General features: G+C 36.4%; 21 protein-coding genes. 18 read left to right on the top strand and 3 right to left on the bottom strand.

Annotated elements, in window-relative coordinates:
* Positions 1-173 precede the first annotated feature (173 nt).
* The 5 genes from JOC83_RS07430 to JOC83_RS07410 all read left to right on the top strand — a co-directional run bounded on the left by JOC83_RS07430 (position 174) and on the right by JOC83_RS07410 (position 6,792).
* Positions 174-1,058 (top strand): carbohydrate ABC transporter permease, encoded by an 885-nt coding sequence (locus tag JOC83_RS07430; protein WP_205185836.1) that lies wholly within the window; start codon positions 174-176, stop codon positions 1,056-1,058.
* A complete protein-coding gene (locus JOC83_RS07425; RefSeq protein ID WP_205185835.1) occupies positions 1,058-1,885 on the top strand; it encodes a carbohydrate ABC transporter permease in 828 nt (275 codons plus the stop codon). The genes JOC83_RS07430 and JOC83_RS07425 overlap by 1 nt, the downstream gene beginning before the upstream one ends.
* 105 nt (positions 1,886-1,990) lie before the next feature.
* On the top strand, positions 1,991-3,283 hold the full coding sequence (locus JOC83_RS07420) for an ABC transporter substrate-binding protein (RefSeq protein ID WP_378913307.1): 1,293 nt from the start codon (positions 1,991-1,993) through the stop codon (positions 3,281-3,283).
* Positions 3,284-3,404: 121 nt separating this feature from the next.
* Positions 3,405-5,225 carry a sensor histidine kinase gene (locus JOC83_RS07415; RefSeq protein ID WP_205185833.1) on the top strand — a complete coding sequence of 607 codons (1,821 nt, stop codon included), beginning with the start codon at positions 3,405-3,407 and terminating at the stop codon, positions 5,223-5,225.
* Positions 5,200-6,792: a response regulator gene (locus JOC83_RS07410; protein ID WP_205185831.1), complete on the top strand. Its 1,593-nt coding sequence runs from the start codon at positions 5,200-5,202 to the stop codon at positions 6,790-6,792. The genes JOC83_RS07415 and JOC83_RS07410 overlap by 26 nt, the downstream gene beginning before the upstream one ends.
* 56 nt (positions 6,793-6,848) lie before the next feature.
* Here the strand turns inward: JOC83_RS07410 and yhfH are convergent, their stop codons facing one another.
* Positions 6,849-6,980, bottom strand: a complete 132-nt coding sequence (gene yhfH / locus JOC83_RS07405) for a protein YhfH (protein ID WP_205185829.1) — start codon at positions 6,978-6,980, stop codon at positions 6,849-6,851.
* 294 nt (positions 6,981-7,274) lie between these two features.
* Here yhfH and JOC83_RS07400 point away from each other — a divergent pair, with 294 nt between their 5' ends.
* The 10 genes from JOC83_RS07400 (at position 7,275) to aceA (ending at position 19,289) form a co-directional block, all read left to right on the top strand.
* Complete coding sequence (locus JOC83_RS07400; protein WP_205185827.1) at positions 7,275-8,009, top strand: MBL fold metallo-hydrolase; 735 nt, start codon at positions 7,275-7,277, stop codon at positions 8,007-8,009.
* A 12-nt stretch (positions 8,010-8,021) separates the two neighbouring features.
* Complete coding sequence (locus JOC83_RS07395; protein WP_205185826.1) at positions 8,022-9,011, top strand: lipoate--protein ligase; 990 nt, start codon at positions 8,022-8,024, stop codon at positions 9,009-9,011.
* A 192-nt stretch (positions 9,012-9,203) separates the two neighbouring features.
* A complete protein-coding gene (locus JOC83_RS07390) occupies positions 9,204-10,760 on the top strand; it encodes a fatty acid--CoA ligase family protein (protein ID WP_205185824.1) in 1,557 nt (518 codons plus the stop codon).
* Positions 10,761-10,837: 77 nt separating this feature from the next.
* Positions 10,838-11,614: an enoyl-CoA hydratase-related protein gene (locus JOC83_RS07385; RefSeq protein ID WP_205185822.1), complete on the top strand. Its 777-nt coding sequence runs from the start codon at positions 10,838-10,840 to the stop codon at positions 11,612-11,614.
* Between the two features lie 167 nt (positions 11,615-11,781).
* Positions 11,782-12,777, top strand: coding sequence for an ABC transporter substrate-binding protein (locus JOC83_RS07380; protein ID WP_205185820.1), 996 nt, complete (start codon positions 11,782-11,784; stop codon positions 12,775-12,777).
* Between the two features lie 123 nt (positions 12,778-12,900).
* Positions 12,901-13,911 (top strand): ABC transporter permease, encoded by a 1,011-nt coding sequence (locus tag JOC83_RS07375; protein ID WP_205185818.1) that lies wholly within the window; start codon positions 12,901-12,903, stop codon positions 13,909-13,911.
* Positions 13,886-14,680, top strand: a complete 795-nt coding sequence (locus tag JOC83_RS07370) for an ABC transporter ATP-binding protein (RefSeq protein ID WP_205185816.1) — start codon at positions 13,886-13,888, stop codon at positions 14,678-14,680. The genes JOC83_RS07375 and JOC83_RS07370 overlap by 26 nt, the downstream gene beginning before the upstream one ends.
* Positions 14,681-14,813: 133 nt before the next feature.
* Positions 14,814-16,067 (top strand): M48 family metallopeptidase, encoded by a 1,254-nt coding sequence (locus JOC83_RS07365; protein WP_205185808.1) that lies wholly within the window; start codon positions 14,814-14,816, stop codon positions 16,065-16,067.
* Between the two features lie 287 nt (positions 16,068-16,354).
* A complete protein-coding gene (gene aceB / locus JOC83_RS07360; protein ID WP_205185806.1) occupies positions 16,355-17,944 on the top strand; it encodes a malate synthase A in 1,590 nt (529 codons plus the stop codon).
* A 64-nt stretch (positions 17,945-18,008) separates the two neighbouring features.
* On the top strand, positions 18,009-19,289 hold the full coding sequence (gene aceA / locus JOC83_RS07355; RefSeq protein WP_205185804.1) for an isocitrate lyase: 1,281 nt from the start codon (positions 18,009-18,011) through the stop codon (positions 19,287-19,289).
* A 53-nt stretch (positions 19,290-19,342) separates the two neighbouring features.
* Here aceA and JOC83_RS07350 read toward each other — a convergent pair whose 3' ends face one another.
* On the bottom strand, positions 19,343-19,579 hold the full coding sequence (locus tag JOC83_RS07350) for an IDEAL domain-containing protein (protein ID WP_205185802.1): 237 nt from the start codon (positions 19,577-19,579) through the stop codon (positions 19,343-19,345).
* A 156-nt stretch (positions 19,580-19,735) separates the two neighbouring features.
* Between JOC83_RS07350 and JOC83_RS07345 the strand changes: the two genes are divergently transcribed.
* From JOC83_RS07345 to fabG, 3 genes are all read left to right on the top strand, one after another.
* The gene (locus JOC83_RS07345) at positions 19,736-21,700 is read left to right on the top strand and encodes a S9 family peptidase (protein WP_205185800.1); all 1,965 of its coding nucleotides are present in this window, start codon (positions 19,736-19,738) and stop codon (positions 21,698-21,700) included.
* Positions 21,701-21,850: 150 nt separating this feature from the next.
* Positions 21,851-22,462, top strand: a complete 612-nt coding sequence (locus tag JOC83_RS07340) for a TVP38/TMEM64 family protein (protein ID WP_205185799.1) — start codon at positions 21,851-21,853, stop codon at positions 22,460-22,462.
* Between the two features lie 278 nt (positions 22,463-22,740).
* Positions 22,741-23,481, top strand: a complete 741-nt coding sequence (gene fabG, locus JOC83_RS07335) for a 3-oxoacyl-ACP reductase FabG (RefSeq protein WP_205185798.1) — start codon at positions 22,741-22,743, stop codon at positions 23,479-23,481.
* Positions 23,482-23,653: 172 nt separating this feature from the next.
* Here fabG and JOC83_RS07330 read toward each other — a convergent pair whose 3' ends face one another.
* Positions 23,654-24,802 (bottom strand): MFS transporter, encoded by a 1,149-nt coding sequence (locus tag JOC83_RS07330; RefSeq protein WP_205185797.1) that lies wholly within the window; start codon positions 24,800-24,802, stop codon positions 23,654-23,656.
* Positions 24,803-24,841 lie beyond the last annotated feature (39 nt).

The following is a 24,841-nucleotide window of genomic DNA, read 5'->3' as shown; positions in this document are numbered from 1 at the left end:
GCTAGTTTACTAGTATAGTATCATAGTTTTAGTGTGAAATGTATGATTTTGGGATTGTTAAGGGATTTAGGATGGAAGTACTAATCAATATTTTCCACCCTTGTCGTCAATGCAGTCTATCCTCATTTCATCAATTGTTTACTAGAATAAAACGTACAAGGGGGGACGAGAGAATGAGCAATCAAAAGAAACTCAAAAAAGCCGGTTTATTTATGTTATTTGTAGGCCCAGCCTTTTTAGCATTTAGTGTCATTGTTCTATATCCATTCTTATCAGGTGTATATTATGCCTTTACGAACTGGAACGGGGTAACGGGGAACATTGAGTGGGTTGGCCTAGATAATTTTAAATACTTATTATTTGAAGACGAGCAATTTCGTCGATCATTTTGGATAACAACCAAATATACCGTTGTTGCTATCTTATTAACCAATGCAGTTGGATTTTTCTTAGCATTGTTAGTAACGCAAATGTTAAAAACACGAAATATTTTACGAACAGTCTTTTTTTTACCAAACTTAATTGGTGGATTATTACTTGGATTTGTTTGGCAGTTCATTTTTGTAAGAGGATTTGCTTCAGTTGGAGCTTTAACAGGATGGTCATTATTTGAACTTCCATGGCTTGGTGATGAAAAAACAGCTTTTTGGGGCATCGTGATCGTGAGTGTTTGGCAGGGTGCTGGTTACATTATGATTATTTACGTAGCTGCGCTTCAAAACGTACCGCAAGAATTAATTGAAGCAGCAAAAATTGATGGTGCAACACCATGGCAAGTACTGCGTCACATTACGATTCCACTAGTAGCACCAGCCGTCACAATTTGTTTATTCTTAACCATTTCTTGGTCATTTAAGATCTTTGATGTGAACTTATCATTAACAAATGGTGGGCCATTTAAATCAACAGAAATGTTAGCGCTTAACATTTATACAGAAGCGTTTGTAAATAATCGATATGGTGTAGGTGAAGCGAAAGCATTAATTTTCTTTATCGTAGTAGCGACAATTACAACCATTCAAGTTATGTATACGAAGAAGAAGGAGGTTGAGTCGTAATGAATAAAAAATATGGTTTAAAATTGTTTTCACTTGAAGTTCTAGCCATTGTATTAGGGCTCATCTTCTTAGTACCATTCTATTATGTGGTTTCCAATTCATTAAAATCATTTGCTGAAATTTTAACAAATACATCGGCATTACCTTCATCTCTACAATGGTCAAACTATGTAGAGGCATTTGATCGAATGAATTATTTAAAAGTCTTTTCAAATTCACTCATAATTACCGTAGCGAGTAATGTTGTTATCGTTATTTTCTGCTCAATGGCGGCATACATGCTCGTTCGTACGAAAAAGAAGATTAGTAACATTATTTTCTTTACATTTGTAGCAGCGATGGTTATTCCATTTCAATCGATCATGATTCCATTAGTTAAAACGGCAAGCTCTTTAGGACTAATTAACAGTATTTGGGGCCTAGTTATTATGTATTTAGGTTTTGGATCAGGATTGGCTATTTTCTTATATCACGGCTTTATTAAAGGAATTCCAGTGGAGTTAGAAGAAGCAGCTATTATTGATGGATGCTCGACACTCGGCGTGTTTTGGAGAATTGTATTTCCACTATTAAAGCCAATTACCGTTACGATTGTCATCTTAAACAGTCTATGGATTTGGAATGATTTCTTATTGCCATTACTTGTGCTTCAAGATCCAGAATTACGCACAATTCCACTTGCTACCTTCTTCTTTTTCGGCCAGTATACAAAGCAATGGGATTTAGCACTAGCAGCATTAGTCATCAGTATTATTCCATTATTAATCTTTTTCTTTGCAATGCAAAAGCATATTATTAAAGGAATTACGAGTGGATCAATTAAATAAGCTCATCAATATTTTCCACTCGTTTGTTCAATATCACCACCTGTTCAATTTTCCTAGAACAGATACAATGAAAGTAGTTCCTTTATACGATGATCAAGGGGGTAAATAAAAATGAAAAGGTTTTCAATGTTTGCGTTATTACTAGCATTTGTTTTAGTATTCGCATCAGCTTGTTCAAAATCAAGCAATGAATCATCAGGTGGAAACGAAGGTGGCGGTTCTGGGGATGAAGTTGTCATCGATATGTTCCAATTTAAAGTAGAAATTGCAGATCAATTAAAAGCATTAGCAGATGAGTACACAAAAGAAAATCCAAATGTTAAGTTTAATATTCAAACTGTAGGAGGCGGAGCTGACTACGGTGCAGCCTTAAAAGCACAATTTGCTTCAGGGAATGAACCGGATATCTTCAACAATGGTGGTTTCCAAGAAGCACAAACTTGGTTAGAGAAATTAGAAGACTTATCTGATCAACCTTGGGTTAACGACCTTTATGATGTAGCAAAAGAGCCAATGACAGTAGATGGTAAAATTTATGGTCAACCATTAAACCTTGAAGGATATGGATTTATTTATAACAAAGAATTATTCGAAAAAGCAGGGATTACAGAATTACCAAAAACACTAAAAGAGTTAGAAGAAGCTTCTAAAAAGCTTGAAGCAGCAAAAATTACACCATTCTCAATTGGTTATGGTGAGTGGTGGGTGCTAGGTAACCACTTATTCAACATTCCAATGGCACACCAAGATGATCCAGATGCGTTCATCGCGGCGTTAAATGAAGGAAAAGAAACATTTGCTGGCAACGAAAAGTTCGAGCAATTCATGAACTTATTCGACCTAACAGTGAAATATGGTAACAAAAATCCATTAACAACAGACTACAATACACAAGTAACACAATTTGCAGCTGGTCAAGCAGCAATGATGCAACAAGGTAACTGGACAGTAAACATGATTACTGAAATCAACCCTGAAATTCAAATGGGCTTCTTGCCGATGCCAATCAATGACGATGCTGCAGCAAACGATAAGTTAGCGGTAGGTGTACCAAATAACTGGGTAGTAAATAAAAATGCACCTGAAGCAGACAAAGAAGAAGCGAAAAAGTTCTTAAACTGGATGGTTACATCTGATACAGGAAAACGTTTCTTAGTAGAAGAGTTTAAATTCATTCCAGCATTCAACAACATTGAAGCAAAAGGTATGGATGCGCTATCCGACGACATCTTAAAGTACTCTGAAGAAGGTAAAACATTATCTTGGAACTGGTTCAAGTACCCAGATGGAGCTGTACAAGAGTTTGGGGCATCAATGCAATCATACATCGGTGGACAAAAATCAAAAGAAGAGTTTCTAAAATCACTTGATGATATTTGGGCTAAGATGAAAAAATAATGAAGATAGTAAAAATGGAACATGGCAGTCGCTATGTTCCATTTTTCCATATTGAGTAAGACAGTCTGTGAAATTTCATATATAATGAGAGTTGTGAAAGCGTTTTAAAAGGAGGTTATATATGGGATGGAGTATTCGTAAGAAGCTTGTTATCTTTTTGTTACTTGCAACAGTCGTTCCATTCACATTATCCAATCTCATCACCTATTACTATACAACGGAGTCCGTCAAAGACAGGTTTGTATCAACCAACTATGATGTTATTGAAAATGGCAAGAAAGATGTAAGTAACTATTTAGAAGAAATTACTCAAATGACACCTAGACTATATGGTTATCATCCATTTATAAAAGTATTACAAGAAGGGATATTAAGTGATATTGGTGCAAATCAACAGGAAGTTTATCGAACACTTCTTTATCTTTATAATACTAGACCAGAAATTGAGCAGATTCACCTTTATCTTCATAAAGGAAATGATTCGTATACAATCTATAACTCAAAGGTTAGCAGCCGTGGAAAGTATGAAGAAGTATATACACATCCTTATTATTCAACTTTAAGTAAGCGGAAAAATTTTTTAGCTATTGAGCCCACGCATGAAATTTATAGCTATAACAACCTTTCAAACCTGCGGAAGTTATCACCAACTAACGTGATGAGCTTTCATCATTTAATTAATGAAATACCATCGGATCAATTTTTAGGCTTTTTATCTATTGATGTGAATTTATCTCAGATAGCTGCAATTTCAGATCGTCTATATGATGAACACTCAGAAGAATTCTATTTAATGAATGAAAGTGGAACAATTCTTTATTCATCTCATGAAAATTTAATTGGTCAGCGTAATGAAAAAGTATGGTTTCAAAAGCTAAAAGAACAACCTAAAGAGGATCACAATTTAGAATGGAAAGATGATCATTTTTCCGGCGTAATTGTTCATGACACATTTTCGGGGACGTTTGAAGGGTGGCGTATTGTAAAGAGAATTCCCTATGATGTACTGTATGGAGATGTGAGGAAGACCGCATTTATTAATCTATTAATAGGTATCCCGTTCTTAGTTATCGTCATTATTGCAACCTTAATGATTTCGTTTAAATTAACATCGCCTATTAGAATTTTAATTCAAAATATGAAAAAGGTTGAAAAAGGTTCATTTGAAGTTGACTTTAAATCGTTAGGAAACGACGAGTTCGGTGTATTAGGAAGACATTTTACATCAATGGTTGAAACAATTAATGACTTAATTGAGCGTAAATATCGATTAGAGATTGAAAATAAGTCAGCGCAATTAAAAGTATTACAGTCTCAAATTAATCCACATTTTCTTTATAATGCATTACAGTCAATTGGTACACTAGCCTTAAAGCACCGTGTTGTACAAGTCTATTCTCTCTTAACCTCGCTTTCTCATATTATGCGATATAGCATGAATATGAAAGAAGATATTGTCTCTCTAGATAGTGAGATTCAGCATGTTACAGCTTTTTTAACGTTACAAAAGCAACGATTTAACGAGAAATTTGATTACTCTATTCATATGGATGAAGCATTACGTCGAGCTGAAGTACCGAAGATGATTTTACAGCCATTAGTCGAAAATTCATTTAAACATGGGTTTGAACAAAAGGTAGGCGGCGGTTACTTAGAAATTAGGGGATATGAAACGAATAGTGGAACCGTTTGCATTGTTGTGAAAGATAATGGAGTTGGAGTGGATAAAGAAAGATTAAGCGAAATAAATCGCCAATTCACTCAAAATGCAGAAGAACAACAAGAGAACATCGGATTAAAAAACATTTATGATCGGCTACATATTTACTATGGTAATGAAGCAAATATGTTTATAGAAAGTGAACAACATCAATATTTTACAGTCATCGTAGAGTTACCAAAGAGGGGGGTTTCACGTGAAAGTATTGATAGTAGACGATGAACAACACGTGAGAGAAGGAATTCGACTATTAGGTGAATGGAAGGAGAATGGGGTTTCGCAAGTACTAGAAGCAGAAAGTGGCGAACAAGCTATTCAGCTCATTGAAGTCTATAAGCCAGAAATTATTTTCACGGATATGAAAATGCCTGAAGTAGATGGGATTGCGTTATTGGAGTGGATTAAGAACAATCACCCGACTAGCAAAAGTATTGTAGTAACGGGCTACGATGATTATCATTATATGCGAAAAGCCATTCATTTTGGGAGTATGGATTATATATTAAAGCCAATAGATCCTGGTATTTTAAATGATACGCTAGTACGCGCTGTTAAGGATTGGGAAAGAGAAGAAGAAGATAGACAGCAGCACAACAATAGTCACCAGTTAATCAATGAAATGAAGCCCATTTATCGAGATCGAAAGCTTACCCAGCTAATGAACAATCAATTGTTAAATGCTGCTATTTACAAAGAGTTTGGATTTCACTTGTCTCAACAGTATCAAGTAGCTATTATTCGAGTTGATCAAAAAGCCGTTTATGCGTTTCAACGTGATCGGGACTTAGCGTACTTTTCCATTTTAAATATTGTGAATGAAATGCTTCATGAAGAAAAGTGTGGAATTGCCTTTCGTTACTTATCAAATAAAGGTGAAATTGTGGTTATCTTTTGGGATCACTTTTCTCGTGTCCAAAACATGCTTGAAACGATGCATAAGAATATGAAGAAAGTATTGGAAGTATGCTGTTTTATCGCCAGTGGCCCTGTTATAAATAACCTTGAAAACCTTATGCTCTCATATAATGGAGCAAAAGAGGTGTTAATGAACATCAATGTATTAGATAAAAATCCACTCAAAGTATACACAGAGAGTCAGATTAATCGATTGGCTATTATAAATCTGATTGATTATTCTTCACATGTAAAAGAAGCTGTACAACTAGGGCAGCAAGAATTGTTTGAAGAGATAATCTCGACGATTTCAGAAGGATTTCAAACTCATCGTTATTTATCGCTAAAGCAATTATTACACTTTGAAAAAGAATATCAATTAATGAGTCAGCAATGGTTAAAGAAATACGAGATCTCCTATATAGTGAACGAAAAAGGCGAAGAAGTTGTTTATTTCTTTTTTAATGATGAAGGTTGTTTTGAACTTCAAAGATATATGAACCGAAAACGAAAAGAAATTCATCTGTTTATGAAAATTGTGAAGCGCCATGCGAAAAAGCAAAATCCAGATGTAATCTATGAGATTGAACAATTCCTACAAGCAAATTTTGATCGAGATGTAAAGCTTCAAGAAATATCTGATCGATTTTACCTAAGTAGAGAATATATTTCACGTAAATTTAAACAAGAATTTAACGAAAACATCTCTGATTATCTTGTGAAAGTACGGATGAATAAAGCAAAGCAACTGTTAAGAAATGAAGATTTAAAGGTTTATGAAGTAGCCAATATGATTGGCTATCAAGATGATAAATACTTTCGAAAAGTATTTAAAAAAATTGAAGGTGTAACTCCCAATGAGTATCGTACTGCGATTCGAGTATCCACAACATAAAAAACAGCCTGTATTAATACAGGCTGTTTTTTATGTTGTGAAAACGGCTGGCAACATTATTTCATTACATCTAAACAGTGATCACACTTATTTCCATAGCATTCGTGCTGTTCTTCTATGTCTTTTCCGCATTCCATGCACTTTTTAGTAGGTAGATTTTTGAAAAATTCAGTCATTTTTTCTAACATGTTAACATCCCCTTCGTTTTCTTGTTGAGTTTATTGTATTATAACAGAACGGTATATGTCAACTATGTTTTATAACAAAAGTGGCTAATTTGTAAAAAATGGGCACTATTTTTTGTCGAATCCTTTAGAACCAGCTTTATGTATGGATAGTTGTATTATAACAGTAGTGAATGCGTAGTTAGAGTGATAAATAGAGCTGTTCAAAACAAACAATGCAAGGGTTCCTATTACCTAGATACTTTAGAAGTAGGGTATACTAGGTGGTGAAAAACTGTAAGCAAAGGGTGATAACATATGAAAGTTACTGTTGTAGGCTTTTGGGGAGGATACCCTCATAGAAATGAAGCAACATCTAGTTACTTAGTTGAGCACGAAGGCTTTAAGTTATTAGTTGATTGTGGAAGTGGAGCATTAGCTCAATTACAAAATTATATCGAGCCGGAAGATGTTGATGCCATGATTATTTCACACTATCATCATGATCATATTGCTGATGTTGGTGTTTTTCAATACGCGAGACTCATTCAAAAACATTTAGGAAAAGCATTAGAAGTACTTCCAATCTATGGTCATTCACATGATAAACATGGATTTGAACGCTTAACGCATTCCGGGATTACACAAGGATTTGCTTATGATCCAAATGAAACGTTACAAATAGGTCCTTTTAGCATTTCATTCTTACAAACAAAGCATCCTGTGACTTGCTATGCAATGAGAATTCAAGCTGGTAACGAAACAATCGTATATACAGCTGACTCCAGTTATATTGAAGAATTTGTACCATTTTCAAGAGATGCAGATTTCATGATTTGTGAGTGTAATTTTTATGGAAATCAAGATGGTAGTGGGGCAGGTCATATGACAAGTGTGGATGCAGGAAAGTTAGCTGCACAATCAAATGTCAAACACTTACTATTAACTCACCTTCCGCATTATGGAAATCATCAGCAACTTTTAACCGAAGCGAGACAACATTTCCAAGGAGAAATTACAATCGCTAAGTCTGGTTGGACTTGCGGACAATAAGGAGGAATCATCTTGTTATTTATTGATAATCAAAACATTACGGATCCGCGAATTAATTTAGCAATTGAAGAGTACGCATTAAAAAATCTAGATATTAATGAAACGTATCTCCTTTTTTACATAAATGAGCCATCTATTATCATTGGAAAGAATCAAAATACGATGGAAGAAATTAATACAAAATATGTGGATAATAATGGCATTCATGTTGTACGTCGCTTATCAGGCGGCGGAGCTGTTTATCATGACCTTGGTAATTTAAATTTTAGCTTTATTACAAAAGATGATGGAGAGAGCTTTCATAACTTTAAAAAGTTTACAGAGCCAGTCATCGCTGCATTAGAGAAATTAGGTGTAAAAGCGGAACTAAGTGGCCGTAATGATATTCTTGCAGAAGGTCGAAAGATTTCAGGTAACGCTCAGTTCTCAACGCGCGGACGTATGTTTAGTCACGGTACGTTGTTATTTGATTCTGAAATTGAGCACGTGGTGTCTGCTTTAAATGTAAAAAAAGATAAAATTGAATCAAAAGGTATTAAATCAATTCGTAGTCGTGTGGCAAACATTCGTGAATTTTTAGATCAGAAAATAACAATTGATGAGTTTAAGAAACTACTACTGTCATATATCTTTGAAGGTGAAAAAGAAGTTCCAGAATACAAGCTGACAGAAGAAGATTGGGAAAAAATCCATCAGCTTTCAAAAGAGCGTTATCAAAATTGGGATTGGAATTATGGAAAGTCACCAAAATTCAATGTTCAGCACTCACATCGTTTTCCAGTTGGCCAAATTGATGTTCGATTAGAAGTCAACAAAGGAACGATTGAACAATGTAAAATTTTTGGAGACTTCTTTGGTGTTGGAGATGTAAGTGAAGTAGAACAAAAGCTCACAGGTATTCGATATGAAAAAGCATCGCTTGTGCAAGCATTAGAAGATGTGGAGATTAAGCATTATTTTGGTAATATTACAAAAGAAGAATTTATTGAATTAATTTACTGAGTGGATGAAAGATGAGTCATGATCAAAAGGGTCATGACTTATTTTTTTGAATTTGTTAGACAAGCTGACTTGTCGAATTCGCTTGTCAAGACACTTCGAAAAAAAGTATAATATATTTAGAATTTTAATAAAATTAAAACCATTTAATGAATGACTATTCATTCATTAAATAAAGGGAAAAGGAGTGGAATTGTGAACTTATCGACGCAATTACATGAAACAGCAGTCGTCAATCCAACGAAGCCGGCTTATATGTTTGCAGAGAAACACGTAACATATGGTGAATTAGATGCATCGATTTCGAAGTTCGCTAGCGGTCTTCAAAAGCTTGGAGTAAAAAAAGGGGATCATGTTGCTTTATTAGTAGGGAACTCACCGCATTTTATTATCGGCCTATATGGTGCTATTAGAATGGGTGCAACTGTTATTCCTATCAATCCAATTTATACAGCGGATGAGATTACGTATATTTTAAAAAATGGAGATGTGAAAGCGGTAATTGCCGTTGATCTATTACTCCCATTATTAATGAAAGTAACAGAACAAATTTCAACACTTGAACACGTCATCTTATGTGAAACACCTCAAGGAAAAGAACTTTTACAAACCCATGGCTTATCTACTACACCTTCGTTTGCACGAGCATTTTCATCTGTCATTGAAATTGGACATAACGAATTTAACTTTCCAGCATTAGACGATGAAGATGTGGCTGTTATTTTATACACATCAGGAACAACAGGAAAACCAAAAGGCGCAATGCTAACACACTTTAATTTATATCGAAATGCAAAAGATGTTGCAGACTTTCTTGATATTAATGAACAAGATCGCGTTGTGGCCACGCTACCAATGTTTCATGTATTCTGCTTAACCGTTTCCTTAAACGCTCCATTAATGAATGGAGGAACGGTCCTTATCGTACCGAAATTTAGTCCAGCAGAAGTATTTCGTGTGATTAAAGAGCATGAAGCAACCATTTTTGCAGGCGTGCCAACCATGTACAATTTCTTAATGCAGCATCCTGAAGGATCTAAAGAAGATGTTCAAACGCTTCGTTTATGCATCTCTGGTGGGGCTTCAATGCCAGTTGCACTATTAAAAGGGTTCGAGCAAAAGTTTGGCGTGATTATCTCAGAAGGATATGGATTGTCTGAAGCTTCACCGGTTACATGTTTTAATCCACTAGATCGAGAGCGAAAAGCAGGATCGATTGGTACATCTATTATGAACGTAGAGAATAAAATTGTAGATGAGTCAGGCCAAGAAGTCCCGGTTGGACAAGTAGGCGAACTCATTGTAAAAGGCCCAAATGTCATGAAGGGCTACTATAAAATGCCTGAAGAAACCATCTATACGATTAAAGATGGTTGGTTATATACAGGGGACTTAGCTCGAATGGATGAGGAAGGTTACTTTTATATCGTTGATCGTAAGAAAGATATGATTATTGTTGGAGGATATAATGTTTATCCACGTGAAGTAGAAGAAGTGCTTTATAATCATGAAGCGGTAATGGAAGTAGCCGTTATTGGTGTGCCTGATATGAATTTTGGAGAAGCAGTAAAATGCTTTGTAGTTGTGAAGGATCAATCGGTAACAGAAGAAGATCTTCTTCAATACTGTAGAGAACATTTAGCAAAATACAAAGTTCCAAAAGAGATTGAATTTCTAGAAGAGTTACCGAAAAATACAACAGGAAAAATTCTAAGAAGAGCACTTAAACAACAACTTCTTGAACAATCGTAAGCATTCACTTTAAAAAAGGATTTTAACCAATAAAGCAGAATGTTTATTGTAAACGATTTCAAAAAGGAGTTGGAACAATGAATACGATCAAATTTGAAGTTCAAGAACACGTAGCAAAAATTGTATTAAATCGTCCGGATGCGATGAATGCTTTTAACTATGACATGCTTCTAGAGTTAGAAGAGGTAGTAGAATCCATTCGTGTAGACGAAGAGGTTCGTATTGTGACCATCACAGGTGCTGGAAATAAGGCATTTAGTGTTGGAGCTGACTTGAAAGAACGAAAAACATTAACGCCTCAACAAGTAAAGCGTAATATTTTTAAAATTGGTGAAGTCTTTTCAAAAATTGAGCAGCTTCCACAACCAACAATTGCGGTCATTAATGGGTATGCATTCGGTGGTGGGATGGAATTAGCGCTTGCTTGTGATTTTCGCATTGCGGTTGATCATACGTTAGTAGGTTTAACCGAAACAAGTCTAGCCATCATTCCGGGTGCGGGTGGAACACAACGCTTGCCGCGATTAATTGGCGAAGCAAAGGCGCTAGAGCTTATTTTAACCGCACGCAAGTTACCTTCAGTTGAAGCTTATACATATGGATTGTTTACAAATGTTGTAGCTGAAACAAAACTTGAAGAAACGGTTCAACAGTTCGTAAGTGCTATTTTGCAAAATGGGCCAATTGCGATACAGCAAGCAAAGTTTGCAGTCAAAGAGGGAATGAAAGTAGATCTACAAACAGGATTACAAATTGAGCGTAAAGCGTATGAACTAACGATACCAACGGAAGATCGTATTGAAGCACTAGTTGCATTTGGTGAAAAAAGAAAACCACAATTTAAAGGGAAGTAATACCCTATCGCTTGCTCGTTCTAAGTTGATGAAAGCATTTACTTAGAATGAGCAAGTTTTTTGTTTGTAATAAAATTTATAATATTTAGAAAATAAACTTGAATCTTCTAAGTTATAGGTTATAATTTAACACATAAAAGCGAAGCAGTACTAAAAGGGGGATTACGATGAAAAAGAGAATGGCAGGAGTAGCAGGGGTTTTGTTATCAACGATGCTAATAGCGGGATGTGGCTCGTCTGACACAGCAGGTACAGGTGGTGAAAGTGAGTCCAAAACAGAAACGTTTAAGGTAGGGGTTACACAAATTGTAGAGCATCCTTCGCTAGATGAAGCATTAAAAGGTTTTAAAGAAGCCTTAAAGGAAGAAGGACTAGAAGTTGAGTATGATGTGCAAATTGCACAAGGAGATATGAGTACCAATCAATCAATTGCTACCAATTTTGCAGGCGATAACGTAGATTTGATTTTTGCCAACTCGACACCGAGTGCATTAGGGGCACTAAATGCAACAAAAGAGATTCCAATTATTTTCACATCGGTTACAGATCCTGTTGGAGCGGGGTTAGTTAAATCATTCGAAGAGCCTGGAGACAATATTACTGGGACTACGGATACTCACCCAGATGCAATTCCAAACACAGTGAAGTTTATTGAGCAACACGAAAAAGGAACACGAATTGGCGCCATTTATAATTCGGGAGAACAAAACTCAGTCGCTCAAATTAAGATGGTAAAAGAAGCAGCAGAAGGTACGGACTTAAAGCTAGTGGAAGCATCCGTTTCAACGTCTGCTGAAGTAAAACAGGCAGCGGAATCATTAATTGGTAAAGTAGATGTATTTTATATCATCACGGATAATACAGTCGTTTCAGCATTAGAATCAGTCATTCAAGTAGCAACTGAACAAGACATCCCACTTTACGTTGGGGAATTAGATTCGGTGAATCGCGGTGGTTTTGCAGCATACGGCTTTAGCTATTTTGATATTGGCTATCAATCTGGTGAAATGGCTGCAAGCATTTTAAAAGGTGAAAAGAAAGCATCAGACATTTCAGTTCAATACCCTGATAATTTAAAATTATTGATTAATAAAAAAGCAGCGGATGACATGGGCATTGAATTATTACCAGAGTGGGATAAAGAAGCAGAGTATACAGAGTAACGTGCTTAAGAAAACAATAAGAAAGATTTCCTTTGGGGTTGTGCAAAATGGAGTGATTTTTGCTCTTTTTGACACAGCCCTATCGTTTAGACAATAGTTCAGACATAGAAAAGAGGGGTTAAGATGTCTACTGCCATATTTGGTTCATTTGAAGCAGGACTCATCTATGCAATCATGGCACTCGGTGTTTATATTTCATTTCGAATCTTAAATATTCCTGATTTAACCGTTGACGGTAGCTTTGTAACAGGAGCTGCGATTGCAGCGGTGAGTATTGTAAATGGGGTACATCCAGTGTTAGCGTCTGTTTTTGCACTTATCGGTGGATTTATTACAGGATGTATGACTGGTTTATTGCACACAAAAGGGAAGATTAATGCACTTTTATCCGGTATTTTAATGATGATTGCCCTTTATTCGATTAACTTACGTATTATGGGAAAATCAAATGTCCCACTTCTTCAAGAAGAAACAATGTTTACGTCTATAGTTAACTTATTTGGTTCAATAGACGAGGGCATTAACAGCTTGTTAGCTGGAATGGGGCTCAATGACTGGCTGCCGAAAACATGGGCTATTCTATTTTTAATGATTGTATTAATTGCTATATTAAAAGTTCTACTTGATCAATTTCTTAAAACAGAAATTGGATTAGCACTTCGAGCAACAGGTGATAACGTTGCCATGATCCGCAGTTTTGCAGGAAAAACAGATACGTACATTATCGTTGGATTAGGACTTTCAAATGCACTTGTTGCGTTTTCAGGTGGATTAATTGCTCAATATAGTGGATTTAGTGATATCGGAATGGGAATTGGGATGATTGTAATTGGTCTCGCCTCTGTTATTATTGGTGAAGCCATTGTTGGTTCAAAGACAATCGTAAGAGCGACATTAGCGGTTATTTTAGGAGCCATTATCTATCGATTAATTGTAACGTTGGCACTTCGAGTTGAGTTTTTAGAAACAGGAGATTTGAAATTAATTACTGCTGCAATTGTCATCATGGCCTTATTACTTCCAAAAGCCATTCAGCAGTATAAAGAAGGGCAGCGTAAAAAAGCAAGACGAGCAGAAAGAATGCTAACAGAGAGGCAAGGTGAGACCATTGCTGCAACTAAAACAAATTCATAAAGTATTCAACGAGGGAACAGTTGATGAAAAAATAGCGATTAACAATGTCTCTCTCTCTTTAAACAAAGGGGATTTTGTTACCGTAGTGGGAAGTAACGGAGCAGGAAAATCAACATTGATGAATATTATCTCTGGTAAATTACAAAGTGATATTGGAGACATTCTAATCCATGATCAAGACGTTAGCTCATGGTCAGAGCAAAAAAGAGCTAGTTTAATTGGAAGAGTATTTCAAGATCCAATGGCAGGAACGTCTCCTCATTTAACGATTGAAGAAAACTTAGCTATTGCGTTTAATCGTACGAAAAAACGTACGTTAGCATTTGGTGTAACAAAAAAGAAGCGTGTCTTCTTCAAGCAACAGCTCGAACAGCTACAGCTAGGTCTTGAGAATAGACTTGACGCCAAAGTTGGGCTTTTATCAGGAGGAGAACGCCAAGCATTGTCGTTGCTAATGGCGACCTTTACAGAGCCGCGTATTTTACTATTAGATGAGCATACCGCTGCGTTAGATCCGTCTCGAGCAGAGCGTATTACAGAGCTTACAAAAGAGATTGTTGAACGATTGAATTTAACAACACTAATGGTGACACATAATATGCAGCAAGCCTTATATTTAGGGAATAAGCTCATTATGATGGATAAAGGACAAATTATTTTACAAGTAGAAGAGGAAGAAAAGAAATCGTTAACAATTGAAGCGTTATTACAAGAATTTCAGCGCATTCGAGGGTCTCAGCTTACGAATGATCGTGCGCTTTTAGTTTAATAATATGAGGTATTAGTGCAATAAGAGGTGGTTACACTTTTGGTGACCGCCTCTTTTTATTTTGGTTCTAAATACAGAACTTACACTTAAAATAATAACAAGAAGAAGGTTGTACATAAAGGAGGGGGACAAGGTGCGAAAGTTAATTTCATGGTCAGTAATTGGCTTTTTACTGTATTCATTGCTGATCTATGTCTATTTATTTTACGTGAGCGATACATCTATTCCTGCTGAATTAAAAGGGACGAGTGTTGACCCGACAACATTTATGAATGCAAGAGAGCTTATGTTAAGTGAGGAATATTCAAAAATCCGCAACGTGTTGTTTTTTATAGGAATTCCGTATGAGTGGTTAGCCTTTGTTCTTATTTTAGCTTTTGGGTTTTCGAAGAAATTTAGTCAGTGGTCAAAAGAGATTAGTAAAAAAACAATGTTTCAAACGGCAATCTATGTGTTTTGGTTGTCACTTGTACTGCTTGTCATTTCGTTTCCGCTCGACTTTATTAGTTATCAATTATCAACAAGCTATAACATTACAACGCAGTCATTTCAAAGTTGGATGAAAGATATGTTTATTGATTTTTGGATTAGTTATGTGATGATGGCTGGTATTGTTATTGTGTTATATTGGCTCATCCGAAAGTTTAAAAAGCGCTGGTGGTTGTTTGCTTGGGCTTTATCTATTCCATTTACACTCTTTTTAACCTTTATTCAACCTGTTGTTATTGATCCACTTTATAATGACTTTTATCCGTTAAAGGATAAAGAGCTAGAAGCAAAGATATTACATCTAGCAGAGGAAGCCAATATTCCAGCTGAGAATGTGTATGAAGTAAATATGTCTGAAAAAACGAACTCAATGAATGCATATGTAACAGGTATTGGCTCTAATTCACGTATCGTATTATGGGATACGACATTAGAAAAGCTAGGGGACAATGAAATTTTATTCATCATGGCACATGAAATGGGTCATTATGTTAAGAAGCATGTTTATGGGGGCATGTTACTAGCTCTTGGTTTATCATTCATTGGTTTATTTTTAACGAAGTATTTTGCACAGTTGACGATTCGAAAATGGGGGCATGTACTTCATCTTTCATCTATTCGTGATCTGTCGTCCTTGCCACTGATTTTGCTCTTGTTTTCTCTTATGACGTTTATGATTAGTCCGTTTACAAATGTTATTTCACGTTCTCATGAGCTTCAATCAGATACGTATGCTATTGAGTTGACAGGCGATCATCAAGCCGCTGTAAAAACGTTCCAAGAATTAACAAAGTCAGGATTGTCACAAGTAAATCCACCTTATTTAGTGAAAGTGTTTCGTTACAGTCATCCAACCATTTTAGAACGTATTCAATTTATTGAAGAAGATAAACAGTAAAAGGAACAAAGAACTTCACATAGTAGATCTGCTAAATTCAGTGAAACGAGCAGATTTTCAAGGTTTTTTGCTTAGAAAAACGCCCCTTTCAAAACTTTTCTCTTTTTAGTGCTAAAAGTTTTGAAAGGGGCGTACCTATGATAAGGGAAGATTTAAGGAGTGGACAACTTGAATAAGGAAAATTTTTTCAAAAAAAGTGTTCCTCTTTAGAATATTCTGTTATATAATAACTAATGTGAATAACAATCTGTTTTATAACAAAAGAGAGGAAGGAGTGTGTTCATTCTATGCAAATAGGCACAAGTGGTATTCAAATTGCTAGCCAAACGACTCCCAATCATCTTGAGATTTTAACACCAGAAGCTCTGCAATTTTTGAAATCCCTTCATACGAAATTCAACTCAACTAGAAAACAACTACTACAACAAAGAAACATCCGTCAACAAGAAATTAATGATGGAAAGCTTCCCACCTTTTTAAAAGAAACCGAACATATTCGAAATAGCGAGTGGACGGTTTCACCTATTCCAAATGATTTGTTAGATCGGCGTGTTGAGATTACAGGTCCCGTCGATCGTAAAATGATTATTAACGCACTAAATTCCGGTGCAAAAGTATTTATGGCTGATTTTGAAGATGCCAACTCTCCAACGTGGGAAAATGCATTAGATGGTCAAATTAACCTGCGAGATGCTGTGAATAAGACGATTTCCTACGAAGGACCAAATGGTAAAACATATCAATTAAAAAGCAATGTAGCAACGCTAGTTGTACGTCCACGTGGATGGCATCTTGAAGAAAAGCACCTTTTAGTAGAAAACGAGCCAATGTCAGGAAGTTTAGTAGATTTCGGGTTGTACTTTTTTCACAATGCAAAAGCATTAATGGATAGAGGAAGTGGACCTTATTTCTACTTACCAAAGATGGAAAGCCACTTAGAAGCACGTTTATGGAACGATGTGTTCATTTATGCACAACAATACTTAGGTGTTCCAAAAGGTACAATCAAAGCCACCGTCTTAATTGAGACAATTTTAGCAGCCTTTGAAATGGATGAAATTTTATATGAACTAAGGGAGCACTCAGCTGGTTTAAATTGTGGTCGCTGGGATTATATCTTTAGCTATATTAAAAAGCTACGTCATCAAAAGGATGTTATCTTACCGGATCGAGCTCTTGTCACGATGACAGTCCCATTTATGAGATCTTATTCACTTTTAGCCATTCAAACGTGTCATCGAAGGAATGTTCATGCGATTGGTGGCATGGCTGCTCAAATTCCTGTTAAAAATGATGACGAAGCAAATCGTCTAGCGTTTGAGAAGGTTCGAAATGATAAAGAGCGTGAGGCAAATGACGGGCACGACGGCACATGGGTCGCGCATCCTGGCCTTGTCCCAGTGGCGATGGAAGTATTTGATAAGGTAATGTCGGGGAAAAATCAGATTGATAGAAAACGAGAAGATGTACATGTAACAGCGGAGAACTTATTAGAAGTACCGAAAGGCGAAATTACAGAAGACGGTCTACGAACAAATATTAACGTCGGAATTCAATATATTGAATCATGGTTATGTGGAAGAGGAGCAGCGCCAATTCATCATTTAATGGAAGATGCTGCAACGGCAGAGATATCTCGAGCACAAATTTGGCAGTGGATTCGTCATCCAAAAGGGCAGCTAAAAGATGGCCGAGATGTAACGTTTGAGCTTGTGGAACAATTAAAGCAAGAAGAATTGCAAAAGATTAAGCAACAACTTGGTTCAGAGCGATTCAATTCAGGACGTTTTTCAGAAGCTGTAGCGCTCTTTGATCAATTAATTGCACAAGAAGAATTTGCAGACTTTTTAACATTAAGAGGTTATGAAATTCTTTAATAAAGAAAGTGATTCAGTTGGATTATAAATCATTATTTTATTTATTAATAGGAGGGTTTTTATTATGACAAATTCACGTATTCAAAAATTAGAAGAAAATTGGAGAAATGATAAGCGCTGGGAAGGTATTGAGCGTACGTACTCTGCTGAAGATGTAATTAAATTAAGAGGTTCTATCGATATCGAACATACATTAGCAAAACGTGGAGCTGAAAAGTTTTGGGGTTTATTACAAACCGAGAATTACGTTCATGCGTTAGGAGCTCTAACTGGTAATCAAGCAGTTCAACAAGTAAAAGCAGGATTAAAGGCTATTTATTTAAGCGGATGGCAAGTAGCAGCAGATGCAAACTTAGCGGGTCAAATGTATCCAGACCAAAGTCTATATCCAGCGAATAGTGTGCCTCACGTCGTAAAGCGAATTAACCAAGCGCTTCAACGAGCAGATCAAATTCAACATCTTGAAGGGGAAGATGAAATTGATTACTTTGCACCAATCATTGCAGACGCAGAAGCAGGATTTGGTGGTCAATTAAATGTATTTGAGTTAATGAAAGGCATGATTGAGTCAGGTGCTTCAGCGGTTCACTTTGAAGATCAGTTATCATCTGAAAAGAAATGTGGTCATTTAGGCGGAAAAGTTCTTTTGCCAACACAAACAGCGGTACGTAACTTAATTTCTGCACGCCTCGCAGCAGATGTAATGGGTGTTCCAACCATTTTAATTGCACGTACAGATGCAGATGCAGCAGACCTCATTACAAGTGACATTGATCCAGTAGATCGTCAGTTTATTACAGGTGAGCGTACGGCAGAAGGATTCTATCGTACACGTGCAGGTCTAGATCAAGCAATTGCAAGAGGTCTATCTTATGCACCTTATGCGGACTTAATTTGGTGTGAAACATCTGAGCCAAACTTAGAACAAGCGGAGAGATTTGCAAAAGCGATTCATGAAAAGTTCCCAGGTAAAATGTTAGCGTATAACTGCTCTCCATCGTTCAATTGGAAGAAAAAACTTGATGAAAAAACCATCGAGAAATTCCAACGTGAAATTGCAAAAATGGGATATAAATTCCAATTTGTTACACTAGCAGGTTTCCATGCATTAAACCACAGCATGTTTGAGCTAGCTCGTGGGTACAAAACAAGAGGAATGGCAGCTTATTCAGAATTACAACAAAGAGAGTTCTCAAGTGAGGCGTACGGCTATACTGCAACGAGACATCAACGTGAGGTAGGAACAGGTTATTTTGATGAGGTAGCACAAGTTGTATCAGGAGGCACGTCTTCGACAACAGCTTTAAAAGGGTCAACAGAAGCAGATCAATTTACAAAAGCATAATGTGTCACAAAAATGATCCTTCATGCAGCAATGCGTGAAGGATTTTTTGTTGATTAAGTAGCAGATTGGATTAAGAGTTTATACTGTTTGGCGAGGTCACGAAACGTTTGCTGGTCACGATTGTCTAGAGCATCATCAATACTTTGTTCTAATAATTCTTTTCGTCTCTTAAATAACGACTCATCAATAATCATGTCAATGTAGACATCTAACATATTAATGTTGTCCATCGTTCTTTTCTTGCGGGCTAACGACTTCATCATTTCGGTATACGACTTTTCGTTTTTCATGAAAAATCACCTCTGAGTCTTTTTATTAGTATATAGATGCAAAGTGAAAAAAACAACTAATTTTCTAAATTTTTAGTTTTTTTAATTGTTACACCTTGAAAAATCGATATCACGACAGCGAGTATAGTACAATAAAAGCAAGGGAGGGAGACAAATATGTCAAAAAAGCGATTAGTTACTTTAGAAGATTTATATCGTTTAAAATCGGTCTATGACGCTCAGTTATCGCCCGATGGTAACCGAGTGATTTATGTATTACATGGAATTAATAAAGAAACAGAAGAGTATGATTCGCACTTACATATGATGAATTTAGAAACGGGTGAATCTGTTCAATGGACGTACGGTGAACAAAAAGATTATGCACCTAAGTGGTCACCTGAAGGAAATCATGTTGCATTTTTATCAACTCGCTCGGGTATACCTCAAATTTACGTCGTTCATTCAAATGGTGGTGAAGCACGAAAATTAACTGACTGTAAGCGAGGTGTGTCAAACATTGAATGGTCACCAGATGGTCGTTATTTACTATTTTCAACAAAGATAAAAGATCATGAAGAAAAAGAAGCTTCAGACAAGCTTGAACCGCTTGTTGTGGATAGCCTTCAATATAAATCTGATGCAAGTGGTTTTCTAAAAGGCTGCTATTCTCAAATTATGATGGTTGAGGTTGAAACCGGAGAGGTCACGCAGTTAACCACCGGACCATATCATCATACTATCGGCTGTTGGCTACCAGATCAATCTGCGATTACGTTTACAGCCAATCGTGCAAAAAATCCAGGGTTATCATTACATTCGGATGTATTCATTTATAATTTGGAAACGAAAGAGATGACAAACATTACGAATGGAAAAGGTTTTTTCACGAATGTATCAGCTTCACCAGATGGAACTTATTTAGCGATGATTGGTAATGAACGAGAATATCAATCAGCAACCGTTCATAAAGTGTGGATTTATCATTTGCATCATCAATCATTCACATGCTTGACCAGTGAGTGGGATGTCGAAGTAGGAGATGTAATGGTTGGAGATCTTCATTCATGGCGTACAAATCCAGGTATTTTATGGACAAGTGATAGTCAAGGCTTCTATTTTATGATGAGTGATCAAGGGAATGTCGGAGTTTACTACGGAACCATCCACGGGGAAATGTATCCATCTTTACTGGAAGACTTGCATGTGTATAGTTTATCCATTCATCCAACCCAGCATAAAGCAGTCATTGGAATTAGTAAGCCTACTCATCCTGGAGATCTTTACACGTTAAACTTAATGACGGGAGAACTGGTTCAGATTACGAGCGTAAACAAAGAGTTAATGGAAGAAGTAGAACTGGTTACAGCCGAAGCATTTTACACGACGGCAAAAGATGGGTTGCTCCTTCAAAGTTGGTTGATGAAGCCTGCTTGCTATGAAGAAGGAGAGAAGTGTCCGCTTATTTTAGAAATTCATGGTGGACCACATATGATGTATGGCAACACCTTTATGTATGAATTTCAGTTATTAGCAGCCAAAGGATATGCTGTGTTGTTCTCAAACCCACGTGGAGGTAGAGGATACGGTCAAGCATTTGTTGATGCCGTACGTGGAGATTATGGTGGAATGGACTACGAAGATTTAATGTCAGTCGTTGATGAAGCAATTGATCAATATTCTTTTATAGATTCAAACCGGTTAGGTGTAACAGGAGGCAGTTACGGAGGGTTCATGACAAACTGGATTGTTGGTCAAACAAATCGCTTTAAAGCAGCGGTTACACAGCGCTGTATTTCGAATTGGACAAGCTTTTATGGTGTTAGTGACATTGGCTATTATTTTACAGAATGGGAAGTAAAAGCAGATATTTATGAAGATGTTGAGAAGCTATGGCACCATTCTCCACTACGTCTTGTATCAAATGTTGAAACACCACTATTAATCTTACATAGTGAAAAAGATTACCGTTGTCCAATTGAGCAAGCTGAGCAGCTATTTATAGCATTAAAAAGAAAAGAAAAAGACGTAAAATTTGTTCGTTTTCCAGAGGCAAATCACGAATTATCCCGAAGTGGCCCTCCTATATTAAGAAATGCTCGTTTAAATCATATAACAGAGTGGTTCGATCACTACCTGTAATAATGATTTCATAAAGTTTGTGGGCTGTGTCAAATGGGGGCCCGTTTGCCCTATCTGCCATAGCCCTTATGTTTGGAAATGTTTTAATTAGGAAAAGAAAAAGGTAAAATAAGCAGTAAGTGAAGTTTTGGGCGATAAGGAGATTAGTGAATGAATTTTGATACGTTACAACAATATCTTACATTAGAAGGTATATTGAAATTATTAGAAGAATATCGATCATTCGGCTTAATTACAGGCCTTTTATTACCTATGCTCGAAGCCTTCTTACCCGTTTTACCACTTTTTGCGTTTGTGATGGCAAACGCTGCTGCTTTTGGATTGTGGTTGGGTTTTCTTATTTCATGGATTGGAACATGTGCAGGATCACTAGCTGTATTCTTTCTTGTTCGTCGATTTGGGCGAGAGCGGTTCTTTTCGTTTCTACGAAAGCACAAGCAAATTAAAAAAATTATGATTTGGGTAGAGAGACACGGATTTGGTCCCTTATTCTTAATGCTTTGCTTTCCATTTACACCATCAGCAGCGATTAACATTGTAGCCGGGTTATCTCGTGTTAGTGTTGCTCAATTTACACTGGCTGTACTTTGCGGAAAAATGGTGATGGTATTTGTCATGAGCTTTATCGGAGCAGACTTTGTCTCATTTTTTAAAGAGCCAATCAAAACGGTTATTGTAGCCGTCATTATTTTTATTTTATGGCTTGTTGGTAAAAGAATTGAAGCTCATTTAAATGTAGGGATGGGGCAGCAAAAGGATTAAGACAAACATAAGTGTCTTAATCCTTTTTTTGTTGTTTAGTTATGTCATAAATAGAACGTTTCGCTTGTCAATTGACTTGTACAGCATGAAATTGGACATCGCCTCATTATTAGTAAAAAATGTTAAATATTTTTCTGTTTGAAGAATACTTATAAAGTAAGCGGTAGTTAGTACAATTACCATATTGGGTATATAGATAGAGAGAAAAAATGGGTAAATGGGAACAATTGATTAGTGGATGGTACTAATTGAACTTTTTGATATAAGGAGGTAGAGAAATGAGATTAGAGAACAAAGTTGCTGTTATTACAGGTGCTGCCAATGGATTAGGATTAGAGAGTGTGAGAGTGTTTTTGCGTGAAGGTGCAAAAGTAGCGATGGTTGATTACGATGAAGAAACAGGAAGAAAGCGTGCGGAAGAATTACAAGCAGAAGGAAAAGATGTGGAATTCTTTCAAGTCAATGTAGCTGATCGAAAAAGTGTAGATCAAATGGTTGAGCAAGTAATAGATCGCTTTTCAAAGATTGATATTTTAATTAACAATGCAGGTATTACAAAGGATGGCTTTTTGACAAAATTAGCGGTCGAAGATTTTCAACGAGTTATTGATGTTAATTTAACAGGCGTGTTTCATTGTACCCAAGCGGTTGTGCCTCATCTGATTGACCAAGGGCAAGGAAGAATTATCAATACGTCTTCTGTATCAGGTGTATATGGAAATATTGGTCAAACGAACTACGCAGCAGCAAAAGCAGCAGTTGTTGGGATGACCAAAACGTGGGCCAAAGAGCTTGCTCGCAAAAATATTACGGTTAATGCTGTTGCCCCAGGATTTATTGAAACGAATATGGTAGCAGCCGTACCTGAAAAAGTGATAAACCAAGTCAAATCAACAATACCACTGCAACGCCTCGGTAAGCCGTCAGATATCGCCCATGCCTACTTATACTTAGCATCTGATGAAGCGAATTACGTTAATGGTACAGTGCTTCATGTAGATGGTGGAATTATGATGTAAACCTTTCAACGGAATGATTCTAAAAACTGCTACTTACATTCAGGATTATAGCTGAATGTAAGGGCAGTTTTTTTATCATTTTTACCCAGAAGACCCCCACCTCAAGGAACACAGTGAGTAAGTGGGGGATGAATCGGTTTTTTAAACTTTTTTTCATTGGTGAATATGTCTATCACACTGCAGTGTCTTTTAGAAAGTGAGTCAATATAAAATCAATAACAAACAAAGAAATCAGCAGGAGAAGAGAATCGTTGAATGATAGTCGTTTGACTAACAGAGGTGCCATACTAGCACCCGTAAGTAAAATAAAAGAATAAAGTGAAATCGCGGATGTTCGATGTTGCTTCGCTTCGGTTCCAATGCATGTAATGATACTAGGTAAAAGCAATGAGATGGCTGCGACAAAAAAGATAGATGAAAAAGCAATGTTCCAAATAGATGGATAGCTAATGATTGAAGTGAGGGAAAGAATACCGAGTATGAATCCTATACGTAACGTTTTTCGACCACCATATTGATGAATAATCCGACCGGTAAAAAAAGATAAAATAACGCCAATTAATCCAACGGAACGAACGATGAACACCGAGTTTTCGCTTAGAGAAGCAGCTGATAAAAAATACTTTGCAAGCATTTCGTAAAAGCAAACAAAGGACAACATTAAGGTGAAAGTAATTAAATAATGCTTTAATAGCTCGTAGTTAAAAAGATGCTGCCGAAAGGAAGACCAAACAGTAGAATGGTTTACTGCTTTTGGTGAAGAAGTAGGAAGGACCATCAAGGTAGCTAAAAACAAACCTAAATAAGTAAAGCTAAATGTCACAAACACCCATTCCCAGCTTGATACATGCAAAATAATCATACTGACAAGCTGACCTACAATGCCAGCAATAAGAAACCCTGTGTTGATGAGAGCTAAGACAAGAGTTCTTCTTGAGGGTGAAAATAATTCAAAGGTATACGCAAAAGCAACAGGTGCAAAGCTTCCTAATGTAAAGCCTTGAATGGAACGAGTGATATACAAAACAAGCGAAGTTGGTGATAATGCAACAAAAAAGGTCGTAAAAGCAGAAAGTAAAAGTCCAAAGACAATAATTGTTTTATGATTCATTCGTTGAGCAAGAGCTCCAAAAGTTAACAAACCACCTGCGTAAAAAAACGTAAAAAAGCTGCTTCCATAAAGAGATTCTTCCACCTGAATGGAAAAATCATTAGCTACTGCTTCATAAATTGGAATCATCGTATAAATGTTACAAACGACTAAAATAGCTGCAATGACAAGCACATAAGTCACACCTACTAAATCTCTTTTTTCCTTCATGAACATCACCCCCTATACGTTATGGGGTCAAAGCTTGTT

Origin of the sequence: Priestia iocasae (assembly GCF_016909075.1) — a bacterium.
Classification (GTDB): Bacteria; Bacillota; Bacilli; order Bacillales; family Bacillaceae_H; genus Priestia; species Priestia iocasae.
Note: the sequence above shows the minus strand (reverse complement) of the source record. Positions and strands in the feature narration are given on the sequence as shown.